The organism is Pseudalkalibacillus hwajinpoensis, assembly GCF_015234585.1.
GTDB lineage: Bacteria > Bacillota > Bacilli > Bacillales > Guptibacillaceae > Guptibacillus > Guptibacillus hwajinpoensis_B.
This window is the reverse complement of record NZ_JADFCM010000008.1, coordinates 242216-261908: the sequence shown is the minus strand read 5'-3', so window position 1 is coordinate 261908 and position 19693 is coordinate 242216. Positions and strand designations below refer to the sequence as shown.

Annotated in this window: 22 protein-coding genes and 1 riboswitch; of the genes, 7 read left to right on the top strand and 15 right to left on the bottom strand. The window is 40.8% G+C overall.

The genetic code is table 11. The features are described from left to right. The first annotated feature begins 140 nt into the window (after positions 1–140). Positions 141–992 (top strand): STAS domain-containing protein, encoded by an 852-nt coding sequence (locus IQ283_RS12970; RefSeq protein ID WP_194220562.1) that lies wholly within the window; start codon positions 141–143, stop codon positions 990–992. Positions 993–1041: 49 nt separating this feature from the next. Here IQ283_RS12970 and IQ283_RS12965 read toward each other — a convergent pair whose 3' ends face one another. The 7 genes from IQ283_RS12965 to IQ283_RS12935 all read right to left on the bottom strand — a co-directional run bounded on the left by IQ283_RS12965 (position 1042) and on the right by IQ283_RS12935 (position 7619). Then, the gene (locus tag IQ283_RS12965; protein WP_194220561.1) at positions 1042–2007 is read right to left on the bottom strand and encodes an aldo/keto reductase; all 966 of its coding nucleotides are present in this window, start codon (positions 2005–2007) and stop codon (positions 1042–1044) included. A gap of 74 nt (positions 2008–2081) precedes the next feature. Further along, entirely contained in the window at positions 2082–2498 is a 417-nt protein-coding gene (locus IQ283_RS12960; RefSeq protein WP_242057415.1) for a GNAT family N-acetyltransferase, read from the bottom strand. A 172-nt stretch (positions 2499–2670) separates the two neighbouring features. Beyond that, positions 2671–3480 carry an ABC transporter ATP-binding protein gene (locus tag IQ283_RS12955; RefSeq protein WP_194220560.1) on the bottom strand — a complete coding sequence of 270 codons (810 nt, stop codon included), beginning with the start codon at positions 3478–3480 and terminating at the stop codon, positions 2671–2673. A 15-nt stretch (positions 3481–3495) separates the two neighbouring features. Then, on the bottom strand, positions 3496–4497 hold the full coding sequence (locus tag IQ283_RS12950; RefSeq protein WP_194220559.1) for an NAD(P)/FAD-dependent oxidoreductase: 1002 nt from the start codon (positions 4495–4497) through the stop codon (positions 3496–3498). Positions 4498–4509: 12 nt separating this feature from the next. Next, positions 4510–5484, bottom strand: a complete 975-nt coding sequence (locus IQ283_RS12945; RefSeq protein ID WP_194222220.1) for a FecCD family ABC transporter permease — start codon at positions 5482–5484, stop codon at positions 4510–4512. A 59-nt stretch (positions 5485–5543) separates the two neighbouring features. Continuing rightward, positions 5544–6596 carry a FecCD family ABC transporter permease gene (locus IQ283_RS12940; RefSeq protein WP_194220558.1) on the bottom strand — a complete coding sequence of 351 codons (1053 nt, stop codon included), beginning with the start codon at positions 6594–6596 and terminating at the stop codon, positions 5544–5546. A gap of 60 nt (positions 6597–6656) precedes the next feature. After that, positions 6657–7619: an iron-hydroxamate ABC transporter substrate-binding protein gene (locus IQ283_RS12935; RefSeq protein WP_194220557.1), complete on the bottom strand. Its 963-nt coding sequence runs from the start codon at positions 7617–7619 to the stop codon at positions 6657–6659. A 336-nt stretch (positions 7620–7955) separates the two neighbouring features. Between IQ283_RS12935 and glnA the strand changes: the two genes are divergently transcribed. Next, complete coding sequence (gene glnA, locus IQ283_RS12930) at positions 7956–9278, top strand: type I glutamate--ammonia ligase (RefSeq protein ID WP_194220556.1); 1323 nt, start codon at positions 7956–7958, stop codon at positions 9276–9278. Positions 9279–9343: 65 nt separating this feature from the next. Here the strand turns inward: glnA and IQ283_RS12925 are convergent, their stop codons facing one another. Then, a complete protein-coding gene (locus tag IQ283_RS12925; RefSeq protein ID WP_194220555.1) occupies positions 9344–9514 on the bottom strand; it encodes an aspartyl-phosphate phosphatase Spo0E family protein in 171 nt (56 codons plus the stop codon). A 200-nt stretch (positions 9515–9714) separates the two neighbouring features. Continuing rightward, positions 9715–9815: riboswitch (purine riboswitch) on the top strand. Positions 9816–9881: 66 nt separating this feature from the next. Here IQ283_RS12925 and IQ283_RS12920 point away from each other — a divergent pair. Beyond that, complete coding sequence (locus IQ283_RS12920; RefSeq protein ID WP_194220554.1) at positions 9882–11174, top strand: NCS2 family permease; 1293 nt, start codon at positions 9882–9884, stop codon at positions 11172–11174. A 145-nt stretch (positions 11175–11319) separates the two neighbouring features. Continuing rightward, positions 11320–11748 carry a hypothetical protein gene (locus IQ283_RS12915; protein ID WP_194220553.1) on the top strand — a complete coding sequence of 143 codons (429 nt, stop codon included), beginning with the start codon at positions 11320–11322 and terminating at the stop codon, positions 11746–11748. A gap of 58 nt (positions 11749–11806) precedes the next feature. Here IQ283_RS12915 and IQ283_RS12910 read toward each other — a convergent pair whose 3' ends face one another. Then, on the bottom strand, positions 11807–12346 hold the full coding sequence (locus IQ283_RS12910; protein ID WP_194220552.1) for a flavodoxin family protein: 540 nt from the start codon (positions 12344–12346) through the stop codon (positions 11807–11809). 117 nt (positions 12347–12463) lie between these two features. Here IQ283_RS12910 and IQ283_RS12905 point away from each other — a divergent pair, with 117 nt between their 5' ends. Then, positions 12464–13339, top strand: a complete 876-nt coding sequence (locus IQ283_RS12905) for a LysR family transcriptional regulator (protein WP_194220551.1) — start codon at positions 12464–12466, stop codon at positions 13337–13339. Between the two features lie 45 nt (positions 13340–13384). On the opposite strand, the gene IQ283_RS12900 is transcribed toward IQ283_RS12905, so the two are convergent. The 3 genes from IQ283_RS12900 to IQ283_RS12890 all read right to left on the bottom strand — a co-directional run bounded on the left by IQ283_RS12900 (position 13385) and on the right by IQ283_RS12890 (position 14486). Beyond that, complete coding sequence (locus IQ283_RS12900) at positions 13385–13630, bottom strand: hypothetical protein (RefSeq protein WP_194220550.1); 246 nt, start codon at positions 13628–13630, stop codon at positions 13385–13387. Between the two features lie 180 nt (positions 13631–13810). Further along, positions 13811–14089 carry a hypothetical protein gene (locus IQ283_RS12895; protein ID WP_194220549.1) on the bottom strand — a complete coding sequence of 93 codons (279 nt, stop codon included), beginning with the start codon at positions 14087–14089 and terminating at the stop codon, positions 13811–13813. A 109-nt stretch (positions 14090–14198) separates the two neighbouring features. Further along, complete coding sequence (locus tag IQ283_RS12890; protein ID WP_194220548.1) at positions 14199–14486, bottom strand: DUF3784 domain-containing protein; 288 nt, start codon at positions 14484–14486, stop codon at positions 14199–14201. A 245-nt stretch (positions 14487–14731) separates the two neighbouring features. On the opposite strand from IQ283_RS12890, the gene IQ283_RS12885 reads away from it, so the two are divergent. After that, positions 14732–15691 (top strand): sodium:calcium antiporter, encoded by a 960-nt coding sequence (locus tag IQ283_RS12885; protein ID WP_194220547.1) that lies wholly within the window; start codon positions 14732–14734, stop codon positions 15689–15691. Between the two features lie 52 nt (positions 15692–15743). On the opposite strand, the gene IQ283_RS12880 is transcribed toward IQ283_RS12885, so the two are convergent. Continuing rightward, a complete protein-coding gene (locus IQ283_RS12880) occupies positions 15744–16523 on the bottom strand; it encodes an SDR family oxidoreductase (protein WP_194220546.1) in 780 nt (259 codons plus the stop codon). A 911-nt stretch (positions 16524–17434) separates the two neighbouring features. On the opposite strand from IQ283_RS12880, the gene IQ283_RS12875 reads away from it, so the two are divergent. After that, positions 17435–18274, top strand: coding sequence for an STAS domain-containing protein (locus IQ283_RS12875; RefSeq protein WP_194220545.1), 840 nt, complete (start codon positions 17435–17437; stop codon positions 18272–18274). A 35-nt stretch (positions 18275–18309) separates the two neighbouring features. On the opposite strand, the gene IQ283_RS12870 is transcribed toward IQ283_RS12875, so the two are convergent. Further along, a complete protein-coding gene (locus IQ283_RS12870; protein ID WP_194220544.1) occupies positions 18310–18906 on the bottom strand; it encodes a TetR/AcrR family transcriptional regulator in 597 nt (198 codons plus the stop codon). Further along, a complete protein-coding gene (locus tag IQ283_RS12865; protein WP_194220543.1) occupies positions 18907–19614 on the bottom strand; it encodes an MBL fold metallo-hydrolase in 708 nt (235 codons plus the stop codon). Between the last annotated feature and the right edge of the window lie 79 nt (positions 19615–19693).

Genomic DNA, 19693 nt, shown 5'->3' with positions numbered 1-19693 from the left:
ATACACTCTCTCCCTTCGTTACTAGTCATACGTTTTGATTACTGAAAAGTTCCAACAATTTGATCCTCTCCCCACCTCTATTATAGAATGTAAGGGACACTCGACGACTCAGATAATCGTTATAAGGAGAGTAACTTTCCATGCAGAATGAATACAATTTAGACTCTACAGAGTTTTATTCACTTAAAACCGCATCCAAACGATTATTTAAATTGATAAGTGACCGTTTAAACGTAAATACCGCTTATGTAACCAAACGCGGTAACAATGCAATGACCGTTGTAAGCTCTTACAATGAAAAGGAAGAAATCATTCCTGAAGGATACGCTGTGGAGTATAGTGGTACATACTGTCGGTTGATTATTAATAATGAAAAAAGCGTCATGCATACAGCTAACTTAGCACATGATGAATTCACGAGACAGCTAGAAGTAACTTCACAACTAAAGGTAAAAGGATTTCTCGGTGTTTCACTAACAGATACGAACGGAAAGATTTTTGGCACGCTTTGCGTGATGGATAAAGAAGAGAAGGTATTCAATGAAGAGGATATTACTTATTTAAAATCAATGGCTGAAATTCTTTCGTACATGATTGAACTTGATCAAACGAAGTATAATATGGATTTCTTAAGCGTACCTATTGTTCCAATCACAAAAGGAATCTCTATATTAACCTTGCAAGGGGTGATTGATGAGAGAAGAGCGGAGAACATTATTAAACAAGTCCTTCAATATGGGGCAAGTAACCAAATTGATTATTTTATCGTTGATTTATCAGGCTTAAAAATTGTAGATGGGTATTTCCCAACAATTCTTGGCGATCTCTTTCAATCTATACAACTGATGGGAATTGAAACAATCATTACAGGAGTTACACCTTCAATCGCCCAACAAGAAGTAGCGAATGAACAGCTTCCTCGTTTTAAAACCGTGCAAAATCTTGAATCCGCTCTGGATTATATCGGATTTGAATTAGTCGAAAAAATTTAATCGACTAAAAGCCGCACCCAACTTTGAGTGCGGCTTTTACATATTCCTTTTACATCTTCGCAACTTTTCTTGACTCTTCATCAATTTTCTTCATCTCATCTTGTGTAAGCTTAAATCCTAGCACTTTCACATTATCTTCTGCATGCTTTAATTTCGAAGCGCCTGGGATCGCTACAACCGTGTCCCCATGGAAATGAACGAGCCAGTTTAACGCCACCTGGCCTGCTCCAATTCCATAAGCATTCCCAATCTCTTTTAACACATTAATAAGTGGCAGCGTTCTAGCTAATCCCTGTGGTTTAAACTGGGACATATGCTTTCTCGGTCCTGAAAGGTTTGCCGCTAAGTCGGGATTATCATGGAACTTTCCAGTTAAGATTCCCTGTTCAAGTGGAGAATAGGCAATGATCGTCACACCGTTTTGCTTCGCAAGATCGAGTACACCGTTCGTTTCAATTCTTCTATCGAGTAAGCTATACTTCATTTGGTTGGAAGTAAGGCTTGCCCCGTGACGGTTCAACTCTTGAATTGCACGATCCATTTTATCGCGATTAAAGTTACTGACACCAACAGCGCCAATATGACCCTCTTTAACGAGCGAGGCCATTTGTTTCATCTCCTTTTCTGGCGAAGAAAAGGAAAACGGTTGATGCACTTGATGAAGGTCAATACGCCGCCCCTTTAATGCGTCTTTTCGTTTTTGAATTGTTCCTGTAATCGATCCTGCTGTACGCAAGAGCGGCCACCACTTTGTCGCAATTAGCGCTTCTTCTTCTTTTATTCCAAGACGATTTAACGCTCCAGCCAGGGCTTCTTCTGACTTTCCCTTTCCGTAAGCTTCCGCTGTATCGAACCAGTTAATCCCGCCGTCTAAGCTCATCTTCACAATCGCGTCCATATCGGCTTCTGAAATCGTAGAGAAGTAGCTTCCAATTAAGCCGCTCCCTTGACTAAATTGCCACGTTCCGAGACCGATCGGAGAAATCTCATAATTTGTTTTTCCTAGTCTTCTCACGCCTTCGCCACATCCTTCATTTGTCTTCTAACCAAGTATAGCATTCGGTGAAACAAATCTACTAAGATCTGACTTTACGACTTCAATACCTTTTTAAACACATAGCTTACCTGATCATACGCCATCTTTTCTTGATAAAAGCGATGAGCCTCCTTTTTAGCAACGCCTGAAGAAAGAGCCACCGCCCCATATCCATTTTCAATTGCCCACTCTTCAACAAAAGATAGCAGCTTTTCACCGTGCCCTTTCGAACGGTGTTGTTCACTAGTGACAAGATCACATACCCAAACGAATCGTCCGTAGTAAAGTGTAATCATCGGCTTGAATCCCGTCACCGCGACGATTTCATTTCCATCATAAAGAGCAAAAAGTCGGTACATATCCTTACGTTGAGCTTCTTCCACTAAAGCGAGATACTCTTTCTCATCCAAATGCGACCTAAGCTCCTTCATAATCTGATAGGCATCAAGCCACTGTTCCTTCGTTTTCATTTCTTTAATCAAGAATATCCCTCCGGTGAATAAAAATAATGGATAATGAAACAAAAGTATTCCCCAGCCCAACTCCATGACTATAGGCATTCGCCAGACAAGAAACTGATCCTTCTTATCAGAAAAACCTTCCGTCTCTCATCAAAAAAACCTGCCCCATAATAGGACAGGCTCATTCATTCACAGCAGCATAACTTAGTTCGTTACATAATCCATAAGGCAAACATAGCGGCTGGCCAGAACGAGGATCGTAAATGATATCACTTCGAACACCAAACACATCTTCTAATACATCAGATTTCATCACTTCAAGCGGAGTGCCCGTTTTCTTCACTTTCCCTTTTTTGATCGCCACCATATGACCAGCGTAGCGGCTGGCATGATTTAGATCATGAACGACCATGACTATCGTCCGGTTTTCTTGAATATTTAACTTTTGAAGAAGTTCAAGCACTTCAAGCTGATGGGCCATATCAAGAAAAGTGGTTGGCTCATCTAGAAAAAGAATTTTCGTATCCTGAGCGAGCGCCATCGCAATCCAGGCGCGCTGGCGCTGGCCACCAGAAAGCTGGTCAATCGGGCGGTTGGCAAACTCTCCAATTCCAGTCATTTCAATCGCCCAGGCAATTTTTTCTTTATCTTCTAACGTAAGAGCTTTTAGTCCTTTCTGATGTGGAAAGCGCCCGTATGTGACAAGTTCTAGAACTGTTAGCCCTTCTGGAGCCGTGGGGTTTTGAGGAAGGATCGCTAACTCCTTCGCAAGGTCCCGCGTTTTCTGCTCATGAATAGCACGTCCATCAAGGTAAACCGTTCCACTTTTTGGCTTCATTAATCGAGATAGCGTTTTGAGAATGGTCGACTTTCCTGATCCATTCGCTCCAACAAGAGCCGTAATCTCTCCTTCAGGTATGGATAAATTCAGCTGATCTACAATGATGTTTTCCTGATAACCGATCTTAAGATCTTCTGTTTGAATCACCACACTCACTCCTTTCGCTTATACTTCTACAAAATCCTTATGATGCGTAGAATACATCGCCATGGCTTCTGCCTCAGGATCAAGAAAGGCTTTTGCACTATTTAACGCTTTAGGTCCTTCCGCAAGACCACCTGCTATGAGCGTTAAACGATGGGGATATGTGACGATATCCCCTACTGCGAAAACACCTGGTATACTCGTTTCCATTTTTGCATCCGTAACGACTTTTCCTTCGTTCATCGTCATTCCCCAGTTTTGGATGCCGCCTAAGTCGAGATTAAATCCATGATTAACAAGGAGGGCATCGATTTCAACTACTTCTTTTTCACCTGTGTCGACATGAGTAAGAACAACCTTATCAATACGCTCCTTACCAATCACGTCAGATACATAGCACGAACATTTGATGTGCGTTTCCGAATTATTCATCTCTGTAATACTACTTTCATGACCAGTAAAAGCCTCTCTGCGATGAACGATCGTTACTTTATCTGCAATTGGTTCAAGCCGATTCGCCCAATCGATCGCCGAATCGCCTCCTCCAGAAATCAGAACGTGCTTACCTCTGAAGCTTTCCACACGATCCACTGCATAATAAAGGTTCTTCCCTTCAAAATGCTCTGCGCCATCAACTGGAAGCTTTTTCACCCCAAGCGTCCCATGTCCAATAGCTAAAATAACGGTCCGAGTGTAATGCTTTTCTCCATTATGACTCGTTAAAATATAGGTTCCGTCCTCTTCTCGCTCAAGATCGTCTACTCGTTCCCCAAACACCATTGTTGGATCAAATGTGCTCGCCTGTTCTTCAAGCTGCTTAATCAAATCAGCTCCGGAGACGCCAGGAATCGCTCCAATGTCTCGTAGAATTTTCTCTGGATAGAAGTAGGTCACTTTCCCACCAACTTGCGGAAGGTATTCAATGACTTTCGTCTTAAGCTCGCGCATACCGCTATAAAAAGCTGTAAATAAGCCAATAGGCCCTCCGCCAATGATCGTCACGTCATATATTTCATTCTTCACATCGTTCGCCTCCTAAGCTTTTGCTCTAGCAAGTAAATATAAAAAGTATGGAGCTCCTATAATCGCAACCATAATACCGGCATGAATTTCAGATGGTGCGAGAATCGTTCGACCAATCGTATCAGCTACTAAAAGAACAAGTCCACCAGCAAGAGCCGACAACGGCAATAGGAATCGGTGATCATTTCCGACTAATTGTCGAGCAAGATGTGGGCCAACAAGACCAACGAAACCAATTCCGCCACTAACTGAGACGCAAGCAGATGCAAGTGCAACAGAAGCACCTAGGAGCAAGAAACGCTCTTTCTCTACTTTCACACCCATTCCGGTCGCAAGCTTCTCACCAAAAGTTAATCCATCTAGCGTCCTCGCTTTATAGAATATGAACGTAAATAAAATGATAATCCACGGCAGTAACGTCAGAACATGAACCCACGTCGTTCCCCAGATCTTACCGGCAAGCCAAATGGCAATGAATTGGTAATCGAATGGATCCATTCGCAGCGTTAAGATTGTAATAAGGGCACCAATACCCGCGGCGATGGCAATTCCATTTAGAATTAACCGCTGGGGCATCAACCCTTCTCTTTTACTATAAGAAAGGGCATAAATGATGATGGCCGTTGCACATCCACCAATTAATGCAAGAAACGGCATGAGTAGAATGGGTGCATCCGTTGTTTTTGGGAAGAAAGAAATGAAAATCACGACCATTAAGGCTGCTCCGCTATTGATTCCAAGGATCCCCGGATCTGCAAGGGCATTACGAGAGATTCCTTGAAGGATACAGCCTGAAATGGCAAGACCAGCACCGACGAGAACAGCAATCACAATTCTGGGTAAGCGAAATTCAAATAGAATCAACGATTGTTGCTCTGTTCCATTTCCAACTAACGTGTTCAATACTTCAAGAGGACTTAATTTCGTTAATCCAGTATTCAAGCTAATTAAAAAGGTGATAACGATCAATATAAGAAAAATCGCCATAATGAAATACCGACGCCGATTACGTTTCCGCTGGACGTCAAATAAAGAATCTAAATCCACTATAGTTCCCTCCCTTCGCGTCTCGCTACAAAGAGGAAGAAAGGAACACCGATAAGAGCAAATATCGCTCCGATTGGCGTTTCATATGGTGCATTAACCATTCTTGCTCCCATATCGGCAACAATCATCAAAAGTCCTCCAAGAACGGCTGAGCATGGGACAATCCAGCGATAATCAACACCAACAAGAAACCTTGCTATATGTGGTATTACTAGTCCTACGAACCCTATTGGACCTACAGCTGACACGGCAGCACCTGCTAACACTAGTACAACAATTGCTGCTAGAGCTTTTATTAATTTTGTACGCTGACCAAGACCTACAGCAACATCTTCTCCAAGACTAAGTAACGAAATCGATTTGGAAAGAAATAGCGCTACAATGAGAGCTACAATGATCCACGGCAATAGAATCTGAATTTGTGGCCACTTCAAACCAGCCGTTCCTCCGGCAAACCAGAAGGCAAGATCCTGGGATAGCTGAAAATGAATAGCGACTCCTTCACTCACTGCAGTAAAGAGAGCACTCACAGCAGCCCCTGCAAGCACAAGCCGGACAGGCGAGAGACCATTTCTTGATAAGGAACCGATACCAAACACTAGTCCAGCCCCAATACCAGCACCAATAAAGGAAAACAGCATCAAATTGTTATAAGATAAACCCGGAAAAAAGGCAAAGCTAAGCGCAATCATCAATGTTGCTCCTGCATTTAAACCTAGTAACCCTGAGTCAGCAAGAGGATTTCGCGTTACCCCTTGCATGATGGCGCCAGCAACAGCAAAACTTGCTCCAATTAATATGTCAGCAACTGAACGCGGCATTCGAAATTCGCGAATGATCGAATGTTCTGTTGAGGTTGGATCAAATTGAAAAATCGCCTGCCAGACTGTCATTAACTTTATATCTGCTGCTCCAAGCGCGATTGATAGTCCAAGACTCAGAATGAGGGCCGCACTTCCGGCAACTAGAATAAGCATTGCCGTGACAGGTCGAGATTGAACAGCTAGCTGATCTTCTATTTTATTTGCCGTCGGCTCAACTTTCTTTGACATGTGATAACTCCTTGCTTTATGTAGTAAAGAACCCCGGTGCCAGGCACCAGGATTTCTTCATTATTCATTGTTTTCTTTGAATGTTTTCACGATTTGATCTAGCTGACCTTCTACTGCAATTGGATCATAGTAATACATTTCTTCAAAGTTCATTTCATAAAGGTGACCATTCTTCACAGCATCAAGGTTCTGCCAGAGAGCACTTTCCTTCGTTTCCTTTAGTACATCTTGATTATCCTCAGCGGCATACTCGGTATAAAACATGTGATCGGCTGCATATTCAGGCAATACTTCTAGCGAAATCTGTTTCCAGTTGTCTCCTTCAATCACTTCTTTCTGAATCTTCTCAGGTGCTTTTAACTCAAGAGCATCGTAGATGACCTGACCACCACGACCAAAGTTATCTCCAAAGACATAGAAATCTTTTGTTTGTACTTCGTATATGCCAACCGTCTCGTCTTCCCCAATCACCCCGTCTAGTTCTTCACGCGCTGCGGCTGCCTTTTCATCAAACTGTTCAATCCACTCTTTCGCTGCATCTTCTTTACCAGCGATTTCTCCCATAGCCGTTACTTCTTCATCTAGTGACTCATAAGCTCCGAATGGAACTAGGACAGTTGGGGCAATTTTAGATAGGAGATCGTATTGTTCTTGGTCCGTCACAACGATCAAATCCGGATCAAGCGACGTTACTTTCTCAACAGATGGCGGCGTACCAATATCTTCAATATCCGCAATTTGTTCTTCTGTAAAATAAGGATTATCAAGAACAAATTGATCTGGAGCTCCTATTGGAGTAATCCCAAGCGCCAGGAAGTAGCCAACGTAATCGGTTGCAACAATTCGTTCAGGATTAGCCGGAATATCGAACTCTTGCCCGTCAGGCAAAGTAAAAGTTTTCATCTCATTTGTTTTCTCACCTTCACTTGATTCGCTTTTCTCATTCTCGTTCCCACACGCTGCTAATATAAGAACGAGCGCAAGCATCAAGATAAAAGTAACCCTCTTTTTTGTAGCTTTCATTATATGTACCTCTCCCTTTTTGGTGATATTGAGATTCATTATCATTTAGAATGATAACACTTCTCATTACAGGTGTCTAGATATCAACAAACAATTTTATTGCTTCAAAATAGCTACATAGAAGGTTTTGTATGCGCTTTCTAGTTCTTTATGAAAATTTAGTGAGAAAAAAAGTGGTTTATCCCCTCTTATCTAAGGTTATTATTACTGACATATTCAAATAAATTGTTGTGTTTTAACTTTTATGTTAGGAATCCTTACATAAAAACACAATTATCTGTAAATATCATTAGAATGGACACTAACAAAAAAATTAAAGGTGAGGTTATTTAATCCATGACACTAACAAAGAATAGTATTCAACAGGACATCATGAAGGAAGCAAAAGAAAAGAAAGTCGAATTTATTCGTCTTGAATTTACGGACATGCTTGGTGAAACAAAAAACGTTGAACTTCCAATTGAAGAATTGGAAAGCGTTATGAATAATGAAGCAATGTTTGACAGCTCTTCCATTGCAGGTTTTTCTGATATTCAGGAAAGTGATATGTATCTCTTCCCTGACCTTGAAACATTCAAAGTCCTACCGGACGCTGTTGATCAGGATTGTATCGCTCGCTTTATCTGTGATATTCATACGCCAGACGGCGAACCTTTCGAAGGGGATCCACGCTACATTTTGAAAAGAGCGATGAAGGAAGCTGAAGATATGGGTTATACAGTAAACGTTGGCCCTGAACCAGAATTCTTCCTTTTCAAGCTAGATAAAGACGGTTATCCAATTCGTAAGATGAATGACCGCGCAGGTTATTTCGATGCTTCACCAAAAGATAAAGGTGACCAGGTACGTCGTGACATCGTTCGTACACTTAAGAAATTCGGTTTTGAAATGGAAGCTTCCCACCACGAAGTAGCTCAGGGACAGCATGAAATCAACTTCCGTTTCGATAGCGTCATTAAAGCAGCTGATAACATCCAGACCTTCAAAAACGTTGTAAAAGACGTTGCGACAAGTCACGATTATCACGCTACTTTCATGCCTAAGCCAATCGCAGGTGAGAACGGTTCTGGTATGCATTGTCACCTTTCCCTCTTTACTGAAGGCGAAAGCGCATTTTATGATGAGAACGATCCAGAGGGCATTTCTAAAACAATGAAGCAATTTATGGCTGGTATTCTTTCACATGCAAATGGACTTGCTGCCATTACTAACCCGAACATTAACTCATACAAGCGTCTCGTTCCTGGTTATGAAGCACCAGTAAGTGTGGCATGGTCTCACTCTAACCGAAGCTGTATGATTCGCGTACCAACAACTCGTGGCATGGGTACTCGTTTTGAAATTCGTAACCCAGATCCAACAGCTAACCCTTACCTAACGCTAGCTGCTGTTATCCACGCTGGACTTGAAGGTATTCGTCATGATCTTGATGCTGGCGCACCAGAAACGCGTAACCTGTATGAAGTAAGCACAGATGACGTTCCAACACTTCCAACTAACTTGAAAGAAGCAATCAAGTCACTTCGTGAAGATAAAGTAGTTATGGAAGCATTAGGAGATCATACTTCAAAAGTATATATTGAAGAGAAACAAAAAGAGTGGATCGAATACTCCCTTAACGTAAGTCAGTGGGAAGTGGACCGCTACATGAATAAGTAATAAGTAAACAAAAAACAAGCTACCTCATCGAGAGGTAGCTTGTTTTTTTGTTATATGATGTAAGCTTAATGGTTGCGTGTGTATTTTTTCAGCTTTTGATACTTCACTATTTTCTCATCTAATCGTTTACTTAAGAGAAGTATTTTCCCGCTTGAGTAATCGTCAGCTTCTTGTCCTAGATCATAAAGCACCATTCGCAGCGTATGAATTTCATCTTCAAGGCTTTGTAGCAACATAGCGCTCTCCCTTATAATTTGTCTTTTTATTACATTACCACAAAAAAACCTTGTCTGATTCATATTCTTACAAATTACATAATTTTTAACATTTTGCTAATCATTAACACATTTGTAATACAAGTGTGAAAACATTGAATACTGGAACATTCGTTAAAATGATTGACCCTCCTTTTTTTCATTGTTATGATTCTCGTTATAAATTTCATCTAAATAAACCTTGTATAAGTTCAGGAATACGGCCTGAACGTTTCTACCAGCTACCGAAAATGGCTTGTCTACAAGGAATTATGAATACATTCATATTCCTTGTGATTTGACTCTGGTTGCTGGCCAGAGTTTTTTTTATTGATCAGGAGGGTCCATCATGAAAAACTTCTTCCAGTTCGCTGAACGGGAAACGAATTACCGAAAAGAAACGTTAGCTGGGGTTACAACGTTTCTTTCCATGGCATATATATTAGTTGTTAACCCCATAATCCTAAGTGAAGCAGGCATTGATAAAGGCGCACTCTTCACAGCAACTGCTCTATCTGCAATCGTTGGGTCCTTACTTATTGGCCTACTCGCAAACTTCCCTGTCGGCATTGCCCCAAGTATGGGATTAAACTCTTTCTTCACCTTCTCCGTTGTTATTGGGATGGGAATTGATTGGGAAATTGCACTCACAGGCGTCTTTATAGCCGGTATTATCTTTATGATTCTTAGCTTACTTAAAATACGAGAGAAAATTATTAACGTCATACCAAAAGACTTAAAGCACGCCATTGCTGCAGGAATTGGTTTCTTTATCGCTTTTGTTGGACTTAAAAATGCAGGAATCGTCGTTGGAAACGAAGAAACGTTTATTTCGATCGGACAGCTTACAAATCCAACGACGGCATTAGCTGCTTTTGGCTTTGTTATTACTTTAATGATGTTGATACGCGGCATTCGAGGTGGCATCTTCTATGGTATTGTCATAACCACGATTATTGGAATGATCATTGGTCTTGTGCAAGTACCAGGCTCGATTGTTGGACAGGTGCCAAGCCTTGAACCAACTTTTGGGGTTGTCTTTCAACATTTAGGAGATATTTTCTCGCCTGAAATTCTAGCTGTTATTTTCACATTCTTATTCGTTGCTTTCTTCGACACGGCGGGTGCTCTTATTGCCGTAGCAAGTCAGGCCGGACTTATGAAAAACAATGAAATTCCGAATGCAGGCCGAGCGCTACTTGCTGATTCTACATCTGGAGTTGTTGGAGCGATCTTCGGTACATCAACGACTGCCTCATTCGTAGAATCATCCGCTGGCGTTGCCGTTGGTGGCCGAACTGGATTCACATCTGTCGTTATTTCCATTTGCTTCTTCATTGCTCTCTTCTTCTCACCCATTCTTGGCGTGATAACACCTGAAGTAACAGCCCCAGCCTTAATTATCGTTGGTGCGCTTATGGCAACAGAAGTGAAGCAGATTGATTGGAGCAGATTAGAAGTAGTGATCCCTGCTTTTGTAACGATTATTATGATGCCACTCACGTTTAGCGTGGCAACAGGGATCGCCCTCGGTTTCATTCTTTATCCATTTGCGATGATCGCTAAAAAAGAATGGAAGCAGGTGCATCCGATCATGTATACACTCGGTGCTTTGTTCATTCTTTACTTTGTCTTTCTATAACGTTACAAAGGGGCATTTCAGTTGAAATGTCTCTTTTTTTAATCCACACTGTTTCAACTAAAAAAAATAGTGGTAGTATTGCGGTGGATGGTTTAAAATAAGTCATTAATGAGAAAAGCTTTACAAAAAGGTAGTGATTAAAAACATGCTATATATATGGGATATTGAAGAATTGGTTAAAGACACATTGGCATTTCACCAATTACCAATCAACTATGAATTTAATAACGAATTAAACGCTCCTATGAGCTATAACGTATCGACGAATACAATTAAGTTTAACTATTTACAATTGAACGGCTATCAAGCCAAAGTAAACTTCAAACTGAAAGAAACCGAAGAAAACATCGCAAAAATTCTTCTATACCATGAGATCGGTTACTACTTGGATTTCAAGAAGCATAGACACGATCTTAGGATTTTAATGTACGAGGAAGAAGAGGAGCAGCAAAAGTTTCTTGCTGAAATCGAACGAAATGCCTGGGATTTTGGGCGGAAATTGGTTCCTGATGACCTAGTAGAGTCCTACGATAAATTAAGGGAACTCGATCAGCAGTTTCAAAACGGACAATAGAAGGCACTGAAAAGGACGAGATCTCATTGATCTCGTCCTTTTCCATACTCTCAATACATCAAATCTGAAACTCACTTCTCCACTTCGCTATCTTATCCAGTGCTAACTGATCTTCCTTTACTTCCCCCGGCTTCACACCGCTACCGATGACGTAATCGACGAACTCCATGTTCACGAACTCAAAGATATAGCTAAATTGCTGAATAAGAGGAAGTCCTTTAATTTTCGCACTGCTTCCGCCCGTAACGATCACATAAGCTTTTTTCTTTGCTAGCTCTTCTTTTAAATTTAATTGTTCATCACGTAAATATTGCGACCAGCGATCAAAGAAATTCTTCATTGGACCGCTCATTCCATACCAATATAGAGGTGTTGAGAAAACGAGAACATCATGGGCTAACAGTAGTTCAAGTAACTCGTCATAGTCATCCTCTACTGGTGAGAACCCTCCTTCTGAATGTCTCTCATCGACAATCGAATTTATATGTTTATCTGCAAGAGAAACTATCGTATGGTCCGTACCTTCAAGCATTCTTTTTGTCAGGTACTCTGAGTTTCCATTTTCACGAGTACTCCCTAATAGTGCCATAATCTTCATACTACACTCTCCTTTTACAGTGAAGCGTCTATTCCTTAGAAGTATATCATTGCAACAAACATCAACGTTATCTATAATAATTGATACTAACTATCGAAATTATTAATGGAGGGTCTGATGGATTTAAATTACTTTTATACTTTTAATGAAGTCGTTCGATCAGGAAGCTACACACAAACAGCAGAAGAACTAGGTTATGCTCAGTCGAGTGTAACGACTCAAATCAAGAAGCTTGAAGACTATTATCACGTGAAACTGTTTGAGCGTGTTGGAAGGAAAATGAGGTTAACGTCATCAGGAGAACAGCTTTATGATTACGTGAAGGAAATTATAAAGCTTGCAGATGAAGCAAAAGCTCACCTTCGAACTGATGCCAATTTAAAAGGGACCATTCGCATTGGAACTGGCGAAACACTTGCAGCGTATTATATTACACCTTATATTAAAACGCTCAAAGAAAAGCATCCTGAATTACGCATCCGACTTGAATCTGGTCAGTGTCAAAACTTAATTGGCGGCACAGTAGATGGCACGTACGACATCACTATTTTGTTAGACCAATTACAACATCATCCTGATCTAACAACGATCCCCATACGTCAGGAAGAAATGGTCATGATTGCCCCTCCCCAACATCATTTCACGAAACTTGGTGTATTGGATTTAAAGAAATTAGAGGAGGAAACGCTCATTCTGACCGAAGAAGGCTGCGCCTATCGAGTTCTTCTAGAAAAGTGGCTAAAAGAAGCCAACGTACAAGCGAAATCGATCATTTCCTTTAGTAGTCTTGAAGCCATTAAGCAATGTGTCGCGGATCAACTCGGTATTGCGCTTCTACCAAGAATAGCGGTTGAGCGAGAAATTCAAAATGGGCATGTTGCCGTGCTTCCATTTCATTCGAATAACATCACTCTCTACACGCAAATTGTATACAAAGAACGAAAATGGATTTCACCACCGCTGCAACAATTTATCGATCTGATGGTGAAGTAGACAACAAAAGAGTCCAACAGCGACGCTCCTGACCTAATACGCTTGTTAGCTATTCATTAATTGAACAATTCCAACCACTACTGAAAAAAAGCTAAGTCCAATGAAAATCAGCGTCACTCTTCGCTGCTTTTTCTTTGTTTCTTCTATATAAAAGAAACAAAGTGATGCGAATACAGTGATGCTGATGACTAAGCGAAACAGGTTTTCGTTCCCACCAGAAAACCCTAACCATGCGATACTACTAGCAGCAATAATCATAACACTCAACAAGAGAACTCTTATGATTTTCATTCTCTTTCCTCCCCATTACGGCCTATCCTTATGCTATTTCCTAGCATGAACATCACTCCAACAACCATAGACATGATCACTTCCTTCGAAATACCTGCTGGTGATTTGTTTATGTAGTATATGGATAACAAACTAATCATCGTGAGTCACGTCAAGAGCGTTATCATTAGCATATTTCCTTCATACGTTCTCCCCTCTTTCATGTGCTTTTGGCACCTGCATCTCTTTTACAAAGTAAGCTCCTATTAATAGAAAAAGCATCGATCCTAGTAAACTATATAACCCGAGGAAACCAAACCAGTATCCTAAAGGATTGAGCGCAGCACTGATCAAGAAACAAATCGGGGAAATAGCTGATTTAAAGCCTGTTAAACCCATCTGTTTTCTTCTCGTTACTTGTATATAGATCCCTATTAAAAAGACGATTGAGAAAATAATCGTTACGATTACTTCGATCATCTCTCTACCTCCTCTCTCAATAAAACGCTTTCTTCTTTTACGACTGAGGTGAGAAAGAAGTTTCAATCATTTTATTAGAGAAGAGAGAAGTTCTATCCTCTATTAACCGCTATTCCTCAAATAATTTCTGATTGATATACAGAGAAACGCTCAGTAACAAAAGGATCATAGTAAAGACAAGAACCCATTGATCACACGGATAAGCAATGAAACTATGAACAATGAATACCATCCCTAAAGGAAGTAAAAAAACTCCGCCTACCACCCTTCCTAACCTAGCTTTATCACGAATCGCTTTTTCATTAAATCCAGCCAATAACCACGTTTGTTTCAATACGCCTACCAAATAAGAAACAATTAGAAGTAAAATGCCAATCACTAACAAATTTAGATTCATCCCAAACTGCCTCCCTTCTTTTTCTCTTAAACTCACACAATGTTCAATCCTTCTCGTTGACTTTAAATTTAAACCGAGCTATAGTTAAAGTAACAAGGGGAGTAGCGACCGGTAACGGCTGATTAATCATCAATACGGTATTACGATACCTGGTTCATCGGGCTAAGCTTTTTAGTACGCAAGACCTTGGTACAATTTTGTTGTGCCAGGGTTTTTTCGTATGCGCTGGCGGAGAGGAGTTACACATGATCATTCTTATCTTTCTTCTTGCAGCTGCCGTAGTTGTCGGTGCCGCTATTTACCTGAATCAGTTCGGTGATGTTATTAGTAAGAAATCTTCATTAAGTGGAGCTGTTGTAGGGACATTCTTAATTGCGGGAGCCACATCACTTCCAGAATTAACAACGAGTTTAACAGCTGTGTATATCGATAATCCTGATATCGCAGTCGGTAACATGCTTGGAAGTAACGTTTTTAACCTTTTAATTTTAGCAGTAGTGGACTTAATTTATAGACGACGAAGATTGTTTCAGAAGGTAAACACGAAGGCAAATGTCCCATCTGCCCTCGTCGGTCTCCTTTTCCTCGTCATTTTAATCGTCTCTCTGTTAATTCCAGGAACGATTTCCATATTTGGTGTCGGGATTGAAATGGTTGTCATTGTTTTATTATATGTCTTATCAATGAAATACATTTCAAGCGACGATGGGGAGCAGGAAGATGTACCTACAAAAGATTACTCTCTTCGCACTGCCGTCATTGGCTTTATCGTCGCAGCACTCATTGTATTCGTATCAGGAAGTATTTTATCCATTGCGGGAGACAGACTAGCTGAGGCAACGGGTATGAATGCAAGCTTTGTCGGTAGCTTTCTCATTGCTGCTTCAACCTCTTTACCAGAGCTTGTCACGGTGCTTGCTGCTTTCAAACTAGCAAACTACAATATGGCGATTGGATCGATTCTTGGAAGCAATCTCTTTAACATTCAGCTATTAGCCCTGACTGATGTTCTCTATCGAAAAGGACCGATTCTAGCTGCAGTTGATCTGTCTCATATCTTCATTGCAGGACTTGGTTTGTTAATGACGATCGTGATTATGTACTTGCTTCTACGTCCACAAACACTCCGAAGTCAGTGGCGCTATGCTGCTCCTTCACTCGTGATGGCGTTATTATATGTCGTTGTTTCCTATGTTTTGTTCTAATAAAAAGCGTGCTGACTTGTTGTCAGCACGCTTTTTGATGATTTCAAAAACGTTAGTCTCGAAAGCCGCCATCTGAATGAATAATTTGTCCTGTAATCCACCTTGCTTCATGACTCGCTAGAAAACCAACAAGTCTCGCCGCATCATCAGGCGTGCCGATACGTCCCGTCGGAAACTTCGGCTTTAGAAAAGTTTGGAGTTCATCATCCATCCACCCTGAATCAGTTGGTCCAGGATCAATGGCATTCACTGTAATGTTGTAAGGCGCAAGCTCAGTTGATAGTGATGCCGTGAACGCTGAGATTGCTCCTTTTGTCGTAATATATGCAAGATTGCCAGGCTGTGGGCTTTTGTCCTGTCCAGAAACAAAGTTGATGATTCTGCCTTCCGCTTGTTGCTTCTTTAACTGCTTCGCAAAAGTAACAGACAGCATGCACGTTCCTCTTACGTTAACAGCACAGTGCTGATCAATGATTTCCGCTGATAATGCATCATGATCGACTTCTACACAGTGCGTCGCATTGTTTACTAGAATCACAAGCTCTCCGGTCATTTTCATCACTTGTGCTAAAAGGTTCTCTGATGCATTAGGCTCACTTAAATCCAGTTCCATTTCTTCAGCTATGACACCCATTTCCTGCAGCTCTTTTTTGAATATGACTGGGAACGTCTCGGTAGCATCCTTATAACCTGTGCTAACGTCATACTTCAAATAATGAGTAAAGAAAATATCATGGCCCTTCCTAGCAAGCTCACGACATATGCTAGCACCAATCCCGTTCGGACGGCTAACGCCTGTAACAATGGCAATGCGATTCCTTTGGTTATTCATTTAATTTCCTCCTTATGAGGAACACCTGACCAATGTGAAAGGAGATGATTCGAAAAAGGACAGCAGCCTAAGGCCCTGTCCTGATCATTTATCAATCATGAACGCGGTGTCCCCTGTATAGGTTCCATTGACATACCTATCCCTACTTAAATAGGATTATCAATAAATCTAAACCATTACAGGATTTGTCCACACATGTTCATGATCCCCTTTCCATACATCTCCGCATTCACTATATCAAATAGTTATCAGTCATTTCAAGAAAATTCCGCAAAATTAACTCTCTATTAAACACAAATTGCACATTATATATCTCGAATTCAAGAATTTAGAGTTTGAAATAATTGGTATAGTGGAATTACAAAATTATGACTACTATTATAGGGAGATAAAACATGCAGAACCAAACTCAACTCATTCAAAAACTAATTGCCAAAGACAGAAGTTCCTTGAATGAATTGTATGATACATATATTCACCACGTCTCTCGCATCCTGTCCAACAGTGACACTCCTCGATCTGATCACGAAGAAATAATCACTAAGCTTTTCACTCAGATTTGGGCCTCACCGCAAATCCTTCATAAAGAAAAACACCTTTCCATTGCCATAACCAAACTTTGCCTCAAGCTTACCAATACTCATTGCTCTAGAATCTCATAATTCCATAACAACTACCAAACAAAAACGGAGCCTTAAACAAAAGGCCTCCTTTTATGTTCTACTATTTGTGAGTCGCTTAAAAACTTTGTTAATGCAACTTAAGTAAATCTATTCGTTGATTATGTGAAAGCTTGGTATAATAAATACAGAGAAGGAGTTATCGTATTTTATTAGAGATAGAGTGAGCACAACGATTTTATCGCTGAAATAAATTAAATAATTATCAAGGATCGAGAGGAGCACTTATTCATGCAAAGAAACAAAGAACTTTATCAATTTTTATTAAATAAAGCAGAACAATTAACAGAAGATTGGTATGCATCACTTGATAAAAGTGGAACTGGTGTTTATTCTTCTACTGATCCAGAAGTCATCAAAGGACTTAAAGCTCAGAATCTTGAATTCCACCTACATTTGTGCAAAATCTTCATTATGAAGAAAGACGAATTCTTTGAGGAATTCGAAGACTGGGTACGAGAAATTGGACGTGATCCTGAACATTTGAACACTCCGACTCCCCTGATCATGAGGGAATTTCTGCGCGTACGCGAGCAATATATGGACTTCATTGACATGTATACAAAAGAAACAGAAGATCTTGTCTCACAGAAAAGTATTGATATCTGGAAGTATGCTGTGATTGAAGCCATTGATGTGCTCATGACCCGCGTCGTTGAAGAAAAATCAAATCATTTGAACGCCCGTATTGAAGAACAACAGCAAACGATTAATGAACTAAGCTCGCCATTGATTGACCTCCCTAACGGAAAAGCTCTCCTGCCGCTAGTCGGTGACATTGACTCAGATCGAGCATCGGCGATCTTCGAGAACACGCTTGAAGGGTGTACAAGTAAACGAGTCGATCATCTTTTCATTGATTTATCTGGCGTGTATCTCGTCGATACACGGGTAGCTCAACAAATATTCCAGCTGATTACAGGTCTTAAATTAATTGGTGTTACTGCTACACTATCTGGCATTCGTCCAGAAATTGCTCAAACAGCCGTTCAACTAGGCATTGATTTCGGTGAAATTCGCATCACTTCAAACCTGGCACAGGCTATTTCAGCTGAAGCAACACCTTCTTAAAACAATTAAATCATACTAAAAAGGAGAAAGCCGTCTTACGGTCTTCTCCTTTTTAGTATGGTTTCTCCTTCTAATGTTCTTCGATTTACTACTCCACTCAAATAGGTCTCAACAATCATCCGGTAAGACTCTTCCAAAGAAATAGGTAGCTGAAAGCCGCCTTTATGATACAAATCAACCATTCCATGTAAAAAGCTACGAAGCCCTCGGACGATATGGATTCTTTCCACTTCTGACAAGTGATATGGCTCAAACGCCTTCATCGTTAAGGTGACAATCGCTTCTCCGGCTTCTTGGACATCAGACTGAAGAGGATTCGCCGCCATTAAAGTAGCTTCATACAAACCTGGGTGCTGAAGTGCAAAGGTTATGTACGCCTCTGTTAAGGCTAGAATTGTTTCTCTCCCATCCGTCTGGTTTTCTGTCTTCTCTGACAACCAATTGAAAAACTGGTTCAACGCCGAAACAGCCATGGCGTTTTTGATGTCATCTAAGCCATCGAAATGATTATAAAGAGAAGGGGGTTTTATCGATAGATTACGGGCAATGGTTGCCATCGTTACCTTTGAAACATTTTCTCGCTCTGCAATATCGAGTGCTTCTTTAATCACGATATCCTTTGTGATTTTCACTTATCCCTCCACCCGCTTTTTTGCTTGAAGGATAGCTCTTTTCAGCGCTTCTGGTTCATATAGAAAATCTCCATGTCCCACCCCAATAACGGATGGGTTAAACGAAGCTAGCTTTTCCACTGTGGCAATCGCACGTTCCTTGTCCCACGTAGCCAGAGTAGGAAATGGAAACCGCCAGCGTAAATCACCAGCTACCGCTACGCCGCCCTTTGTTTGGAGCGCATCTGAGGCTATTAGTATTTGATTTCGTTTATCTATAAAAGCCATCATGCCAGGCGTGTGTCCAGGAGCCTCAATCGCGATCAGTGAGCCAACCATATCTCCTTCTTTAAGAAGAACATCTGGCTGCGTCTTACTGTTTCTAGGTACGCCGCCCTTTACTGGAAGATCTCCTTCGCCAGCCTCGAGTGATGAATCACCATTTAACAATTTCAACTCTCTTTGAGGAAGAAGAATTTCCGCATGAGGAAGACTTGCCTTTAACCCATCAAGTGCTCCCATATGATCCGTATGTGCATGTGTAATAATGATTCGGTTGATCGGCTTCCCAATTTGAGCGGCCGCCTTTAGGATAGCGTTTTTACTAAAAGAAAGGGCTGCATCGATTAACGTTAAACTCTCCTCTTCTTCAACAAAATAACAATTAACAGGAAACCAATTGGCCATGAACGAAAGCTGATAGACGGTTTGTTCCTTTATTATTCTCATTTCTTATCCTCCCCGTTAACTAATATGATTAGTTTAAATATAACTAATACCATTAGTTATACAAGCTATATTTTCCGAA

Excerpts from the sequence above, each read along its gene's own strand:
- glnA (WP_194220556.1), top strand. The coding sequence starts at position 7,956 with ATGACACTAACAAAGAATAGTATTCAACAGGACATCATGAAGGAAGCA.
- IQ283_RS12890 (WP_194220548.1), bottom strand. The coding sequence starts at position 14,486 with ATGAATCTAAATTTGTTAGTGATTGGCATTTTACTTCTAATTGTTTCT.
- IQ283_RS12865 (WP_194220543.1), bottom strand. The coding sequence starts at position 19,614 with ATGAGAATAATAAAGGAACAAACCGTCTATCAGCTTTCGTTCATGGCC.
- IQ283_RS12945 (WP_194222220.1), bottom strand. The coding sequence starts at position 5,484 with ATGGCGATTTTTCTTATATTGATCGTTATCACCTTTTTAATTAGCTTG.
- IQ283_RS12880 (WP_194220546.1), bottom strand. The coding sequence starts at position 16,523 with ATGAATAACCAAAGGAATCGCATTGCCATTGTTACAGGCGTTAGCCGT.
- IQ283_RS12910 (WP_194220552.1), bottom strand. The coding sequence starts at position 12,346 with ATGAAGATTATGGCACTATTAGGGAGTACTCGTGAAAATGGAAACTCA.
- IQ283_RS12905 (WP_194220551.1), top strand. The coding sequence starts at position 12,464 with ATGGATTTAAATTACTTTTATACTTTTAATGAAGTCGTTCGATCAGGA.
- IQ283_RS12900 (WP_194220550.1), bottom strand. The coding sequence starts at position 13,630 with ATGAAAATCATAAGAGTTCTCTTGTTGAGTGTTATGATTATTGCTGCT.
- IQ283_RS12935 (WP_194220557.1), bottom strand. The coding sequence starts at position 7,619 with ATGAAAGCTACAAAAAAGAGGGTTACTTTTATCTTGATGCTTGCGCTC.
- IQ283_RS12925 (WP_194220555.1), bottom strand. The coding sequence starts at position 9,514 with ATGTTGCTACAAAGCCTTGAAGATGAAATTCATACGCTGCGAATGGTG.
- IQ283_RS12940 (WP_194220558.1), bottom strand. The coding sequence starts at position 6,596 with ATGTCAAAGAAAGTTGAGCCGACGGCAAATAAAATAGAAGATCAGCTA.
- IQ283_RS12920 (WP_194220554.1), top strand. The coding sequence starts at position 9,882 with ATGAAAAACTTCTTCCAGTTCGCTGAACGGGAAACGAATTACCGAAAA.
- IQ283_RS12960 (WP_242057415.1), bottom strand. The coding sequence starts at position 2,498 with ATGAAAACGAAGGAACAGTGGCTTGATGCCTATCAGATTATGAAGGAG.
- IQ283_RS12875 (WP_194220545.1), top strand. The coding sequence starts at position 17,435 with ATGCAAAGAAACAAAGAACTTTATCAATTTTTATTAAATAAAGCAGAA.
- IQ283_RS12915 (WP_194220553.1), top strand. The coding sequence starts at position 11,320 with ATGCTATATATATGGGATATTGAAGAATTGGTTAAAGACACATTGGCA.
- IQ283_RS12885 (WP_194220547.1), top strand. The coding sequence starts at position 14,732 with ATGATCATTCTTATCTTTCTTCTTGCAGCTGCCGTAGTTGTCGGTGCC.
- IQ283_RS12895 (WP_194220549.1), bottom strand. The coding sequence starts at position 14,089 with ATGATCGAAGTAATCGTAACGATTATTTTCTCAATCGTCTTTTTAATA.
- IQ283_RS12970 (WP_194220562.1), top strand. The coding sequence starts at position 141 with ATGCAGAATGAATACAATTTAGACTCTACAGAGTTTTATTCACTTAAA.